The sequence below is a fragment of the Mycobacterium canetti CIPT 140010059 genome, from assembly GCF_000253375.1.
In the GTDB taxonomy this organism is placed as follows: Bacteria; Actinomycetota; Actinomycetes; order Mycobacteriales; family Mycobacteriaceae; genus Mycobacterium; species Mycobacterium tuberculosis.
On sequence record NC_015848.1, the window covers coordinates 1,442,997 to 1,456,179 of the forward strand.

Below are 13,183 nucleotides of genomic sequence, written 5' to 3' on the forward strand. Positions count from 1 at the left end.
CACCGGTCGCGGGCAGGCCGGTCTGCGCGGGCGCAGTCGACAGCGTTGCTACCGGGATGCACGGCGGTACCGACGATCGGTCGGCTGCCTAAGCGGGCGTGCGGGATTAGTTGCAGGCCCAGGTGTCGATGTAGCCGCCGCCGAGCTTGGTCAGGGCGTCCTTCATGGCGGCGGCCAAGGTGGGTCCAACTCCTCCCTGGTATGCCCTATCGTTGGCGGCGACGGCGCCGCAGGCGGTGAAACTGGTGAGCACCTTGCAGTCGGAGTAGCCACACGACTTGACGGCGGTGGCTTCGGCAGCCGCCCGGGTTGGGTAGTCCCACGATCGGCCCCACGAGCCGTTGCCGGAGTAGGCAATTGCGCCATAGACATCGGCGGCATTTGCTGGTGCGGGAGCCAGGGTGACGGTCGTCGCGGCGGCAGTGGCGACGCCGGCGACGGCCACCGCGAACCGTCGCCGAAGAGTAATCATCGTCGTCATTGGTGAGTCCTTTCCGAATGCCGGCGGTGCGGCGGTTTCAACAAGCAATGAGGACGATGGCTAGACCGGTTTGGTGGCGGTGACCTGCTTACCCCAGTCGGACATCGTCAACGTCACCGACGTGTCTTTGGTGGGAGCGATCTGGATCTGGACCAAGTGCGAGGATCCATCCGAAGCGATCCAGACGGTGGTGGGCACCCTTTTGACGTCTTCGGAGGTCAGACGTGAGCCGGCCAGCGTCGCGATGTCGTCAGCAGACGAGTTCCCGGTGATCTTGGTGGTCGCGACACCGTCCGCCTGCTGGCTGCCGGCAACCGACGCGTCCTTGAGGTTAGCCAACAGGTTGGCCAGGCCCTTGTTGGGGTCGAGGAGCACCGACACGTTGTAGATCGAGGCGCCGTTGCCGAAATCGGTGTAGGTGCCGGGCTGGCCTAGGTCGGAGTACAGGTGACCGTCGACATAGACGAACTTCGCGTCTTCGCTCTTGTTGCCGACGAGCAATGTCGCGCTACCGGTGGCAACCGTCTGCGGTGTGTTGGAGATATCGCCTTCGAGCTTGGTCACCCGCAGGTTTGGCACGTCGCCTGTCACCGCAAGTCTGACGTGCATTCCGGTGACCTTGCGCATCGCATCGGTGGCCTGCTTGAGTAGCATGGCCGCATCGCCGTTGGATGCCGTGGCCGCGGTGTCAGACGCTTTGCCGGCGTCCCCTTCGGTTGAGCAGCCGCCGATCGCCAGGACGACGGCGAGTATGGCGGTGGCGGCGGCAACAACGGAACAAGGTGGATGCTTCATCGAAATCTCCTCATGTTGGCCCACAGCTTCGTACTGCATAGCAATCCCGTTGCGGCAGAGTCAACAGCCGACACCGAGTCCGAGTGAGCGCCGCACGGCACCGCGAGTCGAATCGGCCGAATTGAATGGCGTTTCAAACGCTTTCGTTGTCCGGCGGCAAAGCGAATGCGGGGATCCCGGTTGACGGGATCCCCGCATCGGGTGGGCGGCGGCTAGGTGAGCTGGCTGGCGTATTGCGGGCAGTAGGCCTTGGTTGCGTCGACGACGAAGTAGGCTGCCTGCTTAGTGGTCAGGTTGGTTTGGCTGAGGACCTCCTCGGCGATCTCGGTGCCGGTTTCGCCGCTGGCCAGCTTCTTGCAGACCAGCTGGGCTTGCTGGGTGGCCACCTGCGGTGAGGAGAAGGTGACGCCAATGGACTCCATCTGAGCAATGAAGGCTTCGTCTTTGGTGTTGGCGCCGGCGGTGCCGGCGGTGGCGACGGCAAGTCCGATGGCGGCGGCGCCGACTGCAGTGGTGAACGCTGCGATAATGCGAGGCGATAACGGCGATAACATGGTCAAGATCCTTCGCGGTCGGGATTTCCCTGGATGACCTCAGCTTGCGGGGGGCGCCTTGGCGGATTCTCAACAACTTCTTGGTAACCTCGTGGGCCCGCGTCGGGCTAGGCCCGCGTCATCTGGTAATAGACCCCGCGCCGGGCCAACAGCTCGGCGTGGTTGCCGCGTTCGACGATCTGGCCGGTCTGGACCACCAGGATGTGGTCGGCATCGCGAATCGTCGAAAGTCGGTGGGCGATAATGAAACTCGTACGATCCCGGCGAAGCTCGCGCATCGCTCGCTGGATGAGCAGCTCGGTGCGGGTATCGACCGAGCTGGTCGCCTCGTCCAGGATCAACAGCTGCGGGCGGGCAAGAAAGGCGCGGGCGATGGTAATGAGTTGCTTCTCGCCGACGCTGATGCTGCCGCCGTCGCCGCTGACCCGTGTCTGGTAGCCAGCAGGCAGTGTGTTCACAAACCGGTCGACATGGGCCGCCCTGGCGGCTTCTACTATCTCGTCTGTGGTGGCCTCCGGCCGTCCGTAGGCGATGTTCTCCGCGATGGTCCCGTCGTAGAGCCAGGTGTCTTGCAACACCATGCCGATTCGCGATCGCAGCGACTGCCGGCTTACCGAGGCGATATCCACCCCGTCGATCAGGATTCGTCCGGAACCGATCTCGTAGAACCGCATTAGCAGGTTCACCAGCGTGGTCTTGCCGGCTCCCGTCGGTCCGACGATCGCCACCGTGCTACCCGGTTCGGCCACCAGCGACAGGTCGCGGATCACCGGCGTGCCCGGGAGGTAAGCAAAGTTCACGTGCTCAAACTCGACCCGTCCGGTTAGGTTCGGCAGCTCCGGCTCAGGCTCCGGCGACTCCTCGGGCTCGTCGAGCACGTCGAACACCCGCTCCGCGCTGGCCACCCCGGACTGCAGGGCGTTGTACATCCCGGCCAGCTGGCTCAGCGGCATGTTGAACTGGCGGATGTACTGGATGAACGCCTGGATGCTGCCGAGCGTGATCTGCCCGGTGGCTACCTGCAGGCCACCGGCCACCGCGACCGCGACGTAGCCGAGGTTGCCGATGAACGCCGTCGCCGGCTGCACGAGACCAGAGAGGAACTGGGCGCCGAAACCGGCCTGGTAGACGTCGTCATTCAACTCGTGGAACCGTTCTCGTGCGGCCGCTTGGTGGCCGAACGTCTTGACTACCGTGAACCCGCTGTAGGTCTCTTCGAGATGGGCGTTGAGGCGCCCGGTGCTGGTCCAGTGAGCTACGAATAGGGGCTGTGACCGCCGGGTGATCGCGCGTGTCACCAGCAGCGACAGCGGCACCGTCAGCAGTGTGATCAGCGCCAGCAGGCCCGAGATCGACACCATCATGGCCAGCACCGCCACCATGGTCAGAATCGACGTCACCAGCTGGCTGATCGTCATTGACAGCGACGACTGGAGGTTGTCGATGTCATTGGTGACCCGGCTCAGCAGCTCACCGCGCTGTTGTCCGTCGAAGTAGGACAGCGGCAGCCGGTGCACCTTGTCTTCGACATCGGTCCGCAACCTGACCATCGTTTTCTGCACGGTGAGGTTGAGCAGCCGGGCTTGTGCCCAAATCATCAGCGCTGCAGCCAGATACAGCGCCAACGCCAGCGCCAGTGTTCGCTCCACCGCGGCGAAGTCCACACCTTGGCCCGGCACCACGTTCATCCCGGACAGCAGGTCGGCGAAGGTGTTGTCACCACGGGCCCGAGCCGAAGCGACGGCCTGTGCCTTGGTGATTCCCCCCGGTAGCCCTCGCCCGATCACGCCGTTGAACAGCAAATCGGTGGCATGGCCGAGGATCCGTGGAACGATGACGCCGATCGTCGTGCCGGCGATTCCCAGTGTGATCACCGCGATGCTGAGCCGGCGTTGTGGCGCCAGCCGTTTCACCAGTCGGGCTGCCGATCCCCAGAAGTCGCGGGACCGCATGTTCGGGGGCGGGCTTGTGGCACGGGGGCGTGCGCCCGGTGGCGCGGTCACCCTACACCCCCGACCGTGGCGCTCAGCGATTGTGAGGCGGCGAATTCGGCATAGGTGGGGCAATCGGCCAGCAGCGTTTCGTGGGTGCCCGTGCCGACGATCTTACCGTTATCGACAACGATGACCTGGTCGGCCTGAGCGGCATTCGAAATCCGTTGTGTAACAACAATGATGGTTGCATCACCAGATACCTGTCGCAGCGATGCGTGGACTTTGGCGTCGGTGTGCACGTCAAGTGCGGAGAACGCGTCGTCGAACACATAGATGGCCGGACGTCGGATGACCGCTCGGGCTATCGCCAGCCGTTGGCGCTGCCCGCCGGAGAAGTTGACACCACCTTGGGCGACACGCGTCTGCAGCCCGTCTGTTTGTACAAAGCCGTCGGCCGCGGCGACCCGCAGCGCCTCCCACATCTCCTGCTCGGTGACTACCTGGTCTGGGCCCGCGCCGTAGCGCAGGTTGTCCGCGACGGTTCCGGAGAAGAGGTAGCTGCGCTGGGGCACCAGCCCGATCGCTGACCAGAGCCGCTCGGTGTGGTACTCGCGGACGTCGATACCGTCAACCAAGACCGCGCCAGCGGTGACGTCGTAGAGCCGGCAGATCAACGACACCAGTGTCGACTTGCCCGAACCGGTACTGCCGACGATCGCGGTGGTGGTACCGGGCCGCGCAGTCAACGAAATGTCCTGCAGCACCGGGCAGTCGGCGCCAGGATAGGTAAAGGTTGCGCCAGCCAAGCGCACTACGCCCGTGACCCCGTCCGTCGGGAACTTGGGATTGTCGGGGTTACCGAGTGCGGCGGGCGTGGAAAGCACCTCGGTGATGCGTTCGGCGCAGACCGACGCTCGTGGCAGCACGGCCAGCGTCATGGTCGCCATCAACACCGCCATCAGGATCTGGGCGAAGTAGGACAGGAAGGCGATCAGGGAGCCGACCTTCATCTGGCCGCTGTCGATGCGTAGCCCACCGAACCAGATCAGTGCGACGCTGGATGCGTTGATGGTCAGCGTGGTCACCGGCAGCATCAGTGCTTGCCAGTTGCCGGCGCTCAGTGCGGCATTCGACAGCGCCGTATTGGCCTGCGCGAACTTGTCGCGTTCATAGCCTTCGCGGGTGAAGGCGCGGACCACTCGCACCCCGGACAGCTGATCGCGCATCACCCGGTTGATGCCGTCGATCAGGCTCTGCATGCGGCGGAAGAGCGGCAGCATGTGGGAGATGATCCAGTAGTTTGCTACGGCCAGAATCGGAACGCTGACCAGCAGCAGCCATGTCAGCGCGGCCTCCTGGTGGATGGCCATGATGATTCCGCCGACGCACATGATCGGTGCGGTGACCAGCACGGTGGCGGTCATCTGGACCAGGAACAGGATCTGCCGGACGTCGTTGGTGCTGCGGGTCAACAACGTCGGAGCGCCGAATCGGGCGGTCTCGCGTTCCGAGAAGGTGATGATGTGTTCGAACATTGCCGAGCGCAGGTCACGGCCGAAACCCGCCCCGGTCCGGGAGCCCAGATAGACCGCCCCGATCGCGCACAGCACCTGCAATCCGGTCACCCCAAGCATCACCGCACCCAGCCGTACGATGGTGGCGGTGTCGCCCTTGGCGACGCCGTCGTCGACGATTGCGGCGTTGACCGTCGGGAGGTATAGCGAAGCCAGGGTGCTGACCAGCTGCAGCACCATCAGCATCGCGACCAGCCGGCGGTACGGTCGGATGTGCTGGCGCAGCAGGGCCAGGAGCATTGGGTAACTGTCGCACACTGCGCATGCTGCCTACCCGCGCCAGGCATGAGTCTTAGGCCGAAATGCCTGGTTAACTGGCGTGTCGTGGTTGACCCGCGGGCCTGCGGCTACAGTGCATGCTGTGATCGGCAGTGGGAGAGGTAGCGGTGCGGCGTAAGGTGCGGAGGTTGACTCTGGCGGTGTCGGCGTTGGTGGCTTTGTTCCCGGCGGTCGCGGGGTGCTCCGATTCCGGCGACAACAAACCGGGAGCGACGATCCCGTCGACACCGGCAAACGCTGAGGGCCGGCACGGACCCTTCTTCCCGCAATGTGGCGGCGTCAGCGATCAGACGGTGACCGAGCTGACAAGGGTGACCGGGCTGGTCAACACCGCCAAGAATTCGGTGGGCTGCCAATGGCTGGCGGGCGGCGGTATCTTGGGCCCGCACTTCTCCTTCTCCTGGTACCGCGGCAGCCCGATCGGGCGGGAACGCAAGACCGAGGAGTTGTCGCGCGCGAGTGTCGAGGACATCAACATCGACGGCCACAGCGGTTTCATCGCCATCGGTAACGAGCCCAGTTTGGGTGACTCACTGTGTGAAGTCGGAATCCAGTTCTCCGACGACTTCATCGAATGGTCGGTGAGTTTCAGCCAGAAGCCGTTCCCGCCGCCGTGCGACATCGCCAAAGAACTGACCCGCCAATCGATTGCGAATTCGAAATGAGACGTGTCCTGGTCGGTGCGGCCGCCTTGATCACCGCACTGCTTGTCTTGACCGGCTGCACGAAGTCGATTTCGGGTACCGCCGTCAAGGCGGGTGGGGCCGGTGTCCCGCGCAACAATAACTCCCAGGAGCGCTACCCCAACCTGCTCAAGGAATGTGAGGTCCTGACCACCGACATCCTGGCCAAGACCGTCGGTGCCGATCCGCTCGACATCCAGAGCACGTTCGTCGGCGCGATCTGCCGGTGGCAGGCGGCCAACCCGGCCGGTCTGATCGATATCACCCGGTTCTGGTTCGAGCAGGGCAGTCTGAGCAATGAGCGCAAGGTCGCCGAGGGCCTGAAGTACCAGGTCGAGACCCGCGCGATCCAGGGCGTGGACTCGATTGTGATGCGGACGGGCGATCCCAACGGCGCCTGCGGCGTCGCCAGCGACGCGGCGGGAGTGGTCGGCTGGTGGGTCAATCCCCAGGCTCCTGGTATCGACGCCTGCGGGCAGGCGATCAAGCTGATGGAGCTGACGCTGGCAACCAACGCCTAGCGCTGGGCGAGGCGGGAGCTTGGGCGTGAGCGCGCGCAGTTGTACGGCACTAACGGCGTGTCGGGGTACAGACACGCGCGCTCGCGGGTTCGGCTGCCTTCAAAAGGAAGTACGCGGCTGACGGTTTGCGGAGCAAGAGCACCTCTACCGTGGCACGTGAAAGCCGACCAGCGCGGCACACCCCGGTTCGACGTCTGCCCAGTGTCCGGCGACGCGTAGCACGGCGATCCCCGACGTCGGGAACTTCTCCGAGATGCGTTCCGCGACAGCGGCGTCGGTGCCGCTGATGCTGGCCAGGACGATGGCAAGGGCCGACGTCGTTGGCTCGTGCCCGACCACAAGCAGTGTGGTGACGTTGTCGCCAACCCGGTTGATCTCCTCGATCACGGTTCCGGGTGCCGCGCCGTAGAGCCGCTCGGCGTAGCGAGCGGGTGCGTCGATGCCGGTGTGCGCCAAAGTCTGCCGGGCGCGCGTCGCCGTGGAGCACAGCACGGCATCGACGGCCGGCAGGTTGGCGCGCAGCCAGCCACCGGCCAGCCCGGCCTCCCGGATACCCCGCGGCGCTAGCGGCCGGTCATGGTCGGCGATCCCGTCCGGGTACGCAGACTTCGCGTGTCGCATCAGCACCAGGTTGCGGTATTGCTCATTCACCGGGCTGACGTTAGTTCAGTGACGTGCCCGGGATCGCTACGGTTCGTCGTCGTCCTGGTCCCCGCCGCGCTCCGCTGGCATGGGACAGACTTCGTTGCGATCGCCTGGCTCGAGCCGAGGCGTCAGCCATAGGGCGCTGATAGGTAGGGCGAGCATTCTGTGCCCAAAGGATAGGGCTGGCATCGCCCGGGCAAACACGGGCGGCATGCTGCCCCGCCGGTGAGTCCGCGCCCGGGACCTGCCGGGCGAGGTCCCGCGCCTTGTCGGTGTGCAGACCTACACTCGCTTTGCGTTGACAGCCACGCACTCAGGAGGGATGGGATGCGATTCCTGCACACTGCCGACTGGCAGCTCGGCATGACGCGTCACTTTCTCGCCGGTGACGCCCAGCCGCGATATTCTGCTGCCCGCCGTGACGCAGTCGCTGGACTAAAAGCGCTGGCCGCCGACGTGGGCGCCGAATTCGTCGTAGTCGCCGGTGACGTCTTCGAACACAATCAGCTCGCGCCACAGATAGTCGGTCAATCCTTGGAAGCCATGCGCGTGATCGGCCTTCCGGTCTATCTGCTGCCGGGTAACCATGACCCGCTGGACGCTTCGTCGGTGTACACCAGCACGCTGTTTCGAGCCGAACGGCCGGACAACGTTGTGGTGCTCGACCGAGCTGGCGTCCACGAGGTCCGGCCGGGAGTCCAGATCGTCGCGGCGCCGTGGCGGTCCAAGGCGCCCACCACCGACCCGGTTGCCGAGGTGCTGGCCGGCCTGCCCACAGACGCCGCTATTCGGCTGCTCGTCGCCCATGGGGGTGTCGACGCGCTGGACCCCGACCACGACAAACCGTCGCTGATCAGGCTCGCCGCACTCGACGACGCGCTGACTCGACAGGCGATTCATTATGTGGCCCTAGGTGACAAACATTCGCTTACCCAGGTCGGCAGCAGCGGGCGGGTCTGGTACTCCGGTGCACCGGAAGTCACCAACTTCGACGACGTCGAACCGGACCCCGGTCACGTCCTAGTGGTCGACATCGACGAAAGCGACCCGCGACATCCCGTCACCGTCGACGCCCGTCGCATCGGCCGCTGGCGGTTCGTTACGTTGCACCACCAGGTCGACACCAGCCGGGACATCGCCGACCTGGACCTGAACCTGGATCTGATGACGGATAAGGACCGCACCGTGGTGCGGCTGGCCCTGACCGGTTCGCTGACGGTCACTGACCGCGCCGCATTGGATACCTGTCTGGACAAGTACGCGCGGTTGTTCGCCTGGCTGGGTCTGTGGGAACGTCACACCGACCTAGCGGTGATACCCGTCGACGCCGAGTTCACCGACCTCGGCATCGGGGGGTTCGCCGCCGCGGCCGTCGACGAGCTAGTCGCGACCGCGCGCGGGGGTGACGACGAGTCCGCCGTCGATGCCCAGGCGGCGCTGGCACTGTTGCTGCGGCTCGCTGACCGGGGAGCGGCGTGAAGCTGCACCGGCTGGCCCTGACCAATTACCGCGGCATCGCACACCGTGACATCGAATTCCCCGATCATGGAGTGGTGGTGGTGTGCGGCGCCAACGAGATCGGCAAGTCCTCCATGGTCGAGGCGCTGGACCTGCTGCTCGAGTACAAGGACCGCTCGACGAAGAAGGAAGTCAAGCAGGTCAAGCCTACCAACGCTGATGTCGGCTCCGAGGTCATTGCCGAAATCAGCAGCGGCCCTTATCGTTTCGTCTACCGCAAGCGTTTCCACAAGCGGTGCGAGACGGAGTTGACCGTGCTGGCACCGCGCCGCGAGCAGCTGACCGGCGACGAAGCGCACGAGCGGGTCCGGACGATGTTGGCCGAAACGGTCGACACCGAACTGTGGCATGCCCAGCGGGTGCTGCAGGCCGCCTCGACGGCCGCGGTGGATCTGTCTGGCTGCGACGCGCTCTCGCGTGCGCTCGATCTCGCCGCCGGTGATGACGCCGCGCTGTCGGGCACCGAGTCGCTGCTCATCGAGCGGATCGAGGCCGAGTATGCGCGCTACTTCACCCCGACCGGGCGCCCCACCGGAGAGTGGTCCGCGGCGGTCTCTAGGCTGGCGGCCGCCGAGGCCGCGGTGGCCGACTGCGCGGCGGCGGTAGCCGAGGTCGACGACGGGGTTCGTCGCCACACCGAGCTCACCGAGCAGGTGGCTGAGCTGTCGCAGCAACTACTTGCTCACCAGCTGCGGCTCGAAGCTGCGCGAGTCGCCGCCGAGAAGATCGCCGCAATCACCGACGACGCCCGCGAAGCCAAGCTGATCGCTACTGCCGCGGCCGCGACCAGCGGCGCTTCCACCGCCGCACACGCCGGACGGCTGGGCCTGCTCACCGAAATCGACACGCGCACTGCGGCCGTCGTTGCTGCGGAGGCAAAAGCGCGGCAGGCCGCAGACGAGCAGGCGACGGCGCGCGCGGAGGCCGAGGCCTGCGATGCCGCGCTCACGGAGGCAACCCAGGTATTGACGGCCGTCCGCCTTCGCGCCGAGTCGGCCCGGCGCACCCTCGACCAGCTCGCCGACCGCGAGGAGGCCGACCGGTTGGCCGCCCGGCTGGCCAGGATCGACGACATCGAGGGTGATCGCGACCGGGTCTGCGCGGAGCTGTCCGCGGTCACGCTGACCGAGGAGCTACTGAGTCGGATCGAACGTGCTGCGGCAGCCGTCGATCGCGGCGGTGCACAGCTGGCGTCGATCTCCGCGGCGGTGGAGTTCACCGCCGCCGTCGACATCGAGCTCGGCGTCGGCGATCAACGGGTGTCGCTGTCCGCGGGCCAAAGCTGGTCGGTCACTGCCACCGGCCCCACCGAGGTCAAGGTTCCCGGCGTCCTGACCGCACGGATCGTCCCGGGTGCGACCGCACTCGACTTTCAAGCCAAATATGCTGCAGCACAACAGGAATTGGCTGATGCGCTGGCGGCTGGAGAGGTCGCTGACCTAGCCGCCGCACGCTCCGCCGATCTGTGCCGACGCGAACTGCTGAGCCGCCGCGATCAGCTGACCGCCACTCTGGCCGGCCTGTGTGGCAATGAACAGGTCGACCAACTGCGTTCCCGCCTGGAACAGTTGTGTGCCGGTCAACCGGCCGAGCTCGATCTGGTTTCGACGGATACCGCTACGGCCCGCGCTGAATTGGATGCGGTCGAGGCGGCTCGAATCGCCGCGGAGAAGGACTGCGAGACCCGCCGTCAGATCGCTGCTGGCGCCGCTCGCCGGCTCGCGGAGACATCCACGCGGGCAACGGTTCTACAGAACGCAGCGGCCGCCGAAAGCGCCGAGCTCGGTGCGGCCATGACTCGGTTGGCCTGTGAGCGGGCGTCCGTGGGCGACGATGAGCTCGCCGCCAAGGCCGAGGCCGACCTGCGGGTACTGCAGACGGCCGAGCAGCGAGTGATCGACCTGGCCGACGAGCTCGCAGCTACGGCGCCGGACGCGGTAGCCGCCGAGCTGGCCGAGGCCGCCGACGCCGTCGAGTTGCTGCGCGAACGTCACGACGAGGCCATTCGCGCGTTGCACGAGGTCGGCGTCGAACTCTCGGTGTTCGGCACCCAGGGCCGCAAGGGCAAGCTTGATGCCGCCGAAACCGAGCGTGAGCACGCCGCCAGCCACCACGCGCGGGTCGGGCGCCGGGCCCGGGCCGCCAGGCTGCTCCGCTCGGTGATGGCACGCCACCGCGACACCACCCGGCTGCGCTACGTCGAGCCATACCGGGCGGAGCTACATCGGCTCGGCCGCCCAGTGTTCGGGCCCTCTTTCGAGGTCGAGGTCGATACCGATTTGCGCATCCGCAGCCGCACCCTGGACGACAGAACCGTGCCCTACGAGTGCTTGTCGGGCGGGGCCAAAGAACAGCTTGGCATCCTGGCGCGATTGGCCGGCGCGGCGCTGGTCGCCAAGGAGGACGCCGTTCCGGTGCTGATCGACGACGCGCTGGGGTTCACCGATCCGGAGCGACTAGCCAAGATGGGGGAGGTCTTTGACACCATCGGCGTCGACGGACAGGTGATCGTGCTGACGTGCAGTCCCACCCGATACGGCGGTGTCAAAGGTGCGCACCGCATCGATCTGGACGCCATACAGTGAGCCCGAAACGGGGGCATGCGATGGACACTCAGAGCGACTACGTCGTGGTCGGTACCGGCTCAGCCGGGGCGGTTGTGGCCAGCCGGCTTAGCACCGATCCGGCCACGACGGTGGTGGCCCTGGAGGCGGGGCCGCGTGACAAGAACAGATTCATCGGCGTCCCAGCGGCGTTTTCCAAGCTGTTCCGCAGCGAGATCGACTGGGATTACCTAACCGAACCGCAGCCGGAGCTCGACGGCCGCGAAATCTATTGGCCTCGTGGCAAGGTGCTCGGTGGCTCGTCGTCCATGAACGCAATGATGTGGGTGCGTGGATTCGCATCAGACTACGATGAGTGGGCCGCGCGAGCCGGTCCGCGGTGGTCGTACGCCGACGTGCTCGGCTACTTTCGCCGCATCGAGAACGTCACCGCTGCCTGGCACTTTGTCAGCGGTGACGACAGCGGAGTAACCGGTCCGTTGCATATTTCCCGGCAACGCAGCCCAAGATCGGTGACCGCAGCGTGGCTGGCAGCCGCACGTGAGTGCGGATTTGCCGCTGCGCGGCCGAATTCCCCTCGACCGGAAGGCTTTTGCGAGACCGTCGTCACCCAGCGCCGCGGTGCTCGATTCAGTACTGCCGACGCCTATCTGAAGCCCGCGATGCGCCGTAAAAACCTCCGTGTGCTTACCGGCGCCACTGCTACCCGGGTGGTCATCGACGGCGACCGGGCCGTCGGCGTGGAATACCAAAGCGACGGTCAAACCCGCATCGTCTACGCCCGCCGCGAGGTGGTGCTCTGCGCTGGTGCCGTCAACAGCCCTCAGCTGCTGATGCTCTCCGGCATCGGCGACCGCGACCACCTCGCCGAACACGACATCGACACCGTTTACCACGCGCCCGAGGTCGGGTGCAACCTGCTCGATCATCTCGTCACGGTGCTGGGTTTCGACGTCGAAAGGGACAGCTTGTTTGCCGCCGAGAAGCCCGGCCAGTTGATCAGCTACTTACTGCGACGCCGCGGCATGCTCACCTCCAACGTCGGCGAGGCGTACGGATTTGTCCGCAGCCGACCCGAACTGAAGCTGCCCGATTTGGAGTTGATTTTTGCCCCGGCGCCGTTTTACGACGAAGCGCTGGTTCCACCGGCTGGTCACGGTGTGGTATTCGGCCCGATTCTGGTCGCGCCGCAAAGCCGTGGCCAGATCACGCTGCGGTCCGCCGATCCGCATGCCAAGCCTGTCATCGAACCGCGTTACCTGTCCGATCTCGGTGGCGTAGACCGGGCCGCCATGATGGCGGGCCTGCGGATATGCGCGCGGATCGCGCAGGCCCGCCCGCTCAGAGATCTCCTTGGGTCCATCGCGCGACCGCGCAACAGCACCGAGCTGGACGAGGCCACTCTCGAGTTGGCGCTGGCCACTTGTTCGCACACCCTGTACCACCCGATGGGCACCTGCCGCATGGGCAGCGACGAGGCCAGCGTGGTGGATCCGCAGCTGCGGGTCCGCGGTGTCGACGGACTCCGCGTCGCCGACGCGTCGGTGATGCCCAGCACGGTTCGTGGGCATACGCATGCGCCGTCGGTGCTGATCGGGGAGAAGGCCGCCGACTTAATCCGCAGCTGAGCTGGTC

General features: G+C 65.8%; 11 protein-coding genes. 5 read left to right on the forward strand and 6 right to left on the reverse strand.

The features are described 5' to 3' along the window. Positions 1 to 106 precede the first annotated feature (106 nt). The 5 genes from MCAN_RS06750 to MCAN_RS06770 all read right to left on the reverse strand — a co-directional run bounded on the left by MCAN_RS06750 (position 107) and on the right by MCAN_RS06770 (position 5,578). Positions 107 to 481, reverse strand: a complete 375-nt coding sequence (locus tag MCAN_RS06750) for a DUF4189 domain-containing protein (protein WP_003406558.1) — start codon at positions 479 to 481, stop codon at positions 107 to 109. A 60-nt stretch (positions 482 to 541) separates the two neighbouring features. Continuing rightward, the gene (gene lprA, locus MCAN_RS06755; protein ID WP_014000693.1) at positions 542 to 1,276 is read right to left on the reverse strand and encodes a TLR2 agonist LprA; all 735 of its coding nucleotides are present in this window, start codon (positions 1,274 to 1,276) and stop codon (positions 542 to 544) included. A gap of 212 nt (positions 1,277 to 1,488) precedes the next feature. Beyond that, complete coding sequence (locus tag MCAN_RS06760) at positions 1,489 to 1,830, reverse strand: DUF732 domain-containing protein (RefSeq protein ID WP_003406566.1); 342 nt, start codon at positions 1,828 to 1,830, stop codon at positions 1,489 to 1,491. Between the two features lie 107 nt (positions 1,831 to 1,937). After that, positions 1,938 to 3,833, reverse strand: coding sequence for a fatty acid ABC transporter ATP-binding protein/permease (locus MCAN_RS06765; RefSeq protein WP_014000694.1), 1,896 nt, complete (start codon positions 3,831 to 3,833; stop codon positions 1,938 to 1,940). Continuing rightward, entirely contained in the window at positions 3,830 to 5,578 is a 1,749-nt protein-coding gene (locus MCAN_RS06770) for an ABC transporter ATP-binding protein (RefSeq protein WP_014000695.1), read from the reverse strand. The genes MCAN_RS06765 and MCAN_RS06770 overlap by 4 nt, the downstream gene beginning before the upstream one ends. A 146-nt stretch (positions 5,579 to 5,724) precedes the next feature. Between MCAN_RS06770 and MCAN_RS06775 the strand changes: the two genes are divergently transcribed. Both MCAN_RS06775 and MCAN_RS06780 read left to right on the forward strand, forming a co-directional pair. Then, positions 5,725 to 6,282 carry a DUF3558 domain-containing protein gene (locus MCAN_RS06775; protein WP_003406577.1) on the forward strand — a complete coding sequence of 186 codons (558 nt, stop codon included), beginning with the start codon at positions 5,725 to 5,727 and terminating at the stop codon, positions 6,280 to 6,282. After that, a complete protein-coding gene (locus MCAN_RS06780; RefSeq protein WP_003900308.1) occupies positions 6,279 to 6,821 on the forward strand; it encodes a DUF3558 domain-containing protein in 543 nt (180 codons plus the stop codon). Before MCAN_RS06775 ends, MCAN_RS06780 begins: the two co-directional genes overlap by 4 nt. Before the next feature lie 144 nt (positions 6,822 to 6,965). Here the strand turns inward: MCAN_RS06780 and MCAN_RS06785 are convergent, their stop codons facing one another. Further along, a complete protein-coding gene (locus tag MCAN_RS06785) occupies positions 6,966 to 7,472 on the reverse strand; it encodes a SixA phosphatase family protein (protein WP_003898805.1) in 507 nt (168 codons plus the stop codon). A gap of 321 nt (positions 7,473 to 7,793) precedes the next feature. Here MCAN_RS06785 and MCAN_RS06790 point away from each other — a divergent pair, with 321 nt between their 5' ends. From MCAN_RS06790 to MCAN_RS06800, 3 genes are read left to right on the forward strand one after another with little or no spacing between them, the layout of a single operon-like run. After that, positions 7,794 to 8,945 (forward strand): metallophosphoesterase family protein, encoded by a 1,152-nt coding sequence (locus MCAN_RS06790; RefSeq protein WP_003911418.1) that lies wholly within the window; start codon positions 7,794 to 7,796, stop codon positions 8,943 to 8,945. Next, complete coding sequence (locus MCAN_RS06795; protein WP_014000696.1) at positions 8,942 to 11,569, forward strand: AAA family ATPase; 2,628 nt, start codon at positions 8,942 to 8,944, stop codon at positions 11,567 to 11,569. The genes MCAN_RS06790 and MCAN_RS06795 overlap by 4 nt, the downstream gene beginning before the upstream one ends. A gap of 20 nt (positions 11,570 to 11,589) precedes the next feature. Continuing rightward, a complete protein-coding gene (locus tag MCAN_RS06800; protein ID WP_014000697.1) occupies positions 11,590 to 13,176 on the forward strand; it encodes a GMC family oxidoreductase in 1,587 nt (528 codons plus the stop codon). Positions 13,177 to 13,183 lie beyond the last annotated feature (7 nt).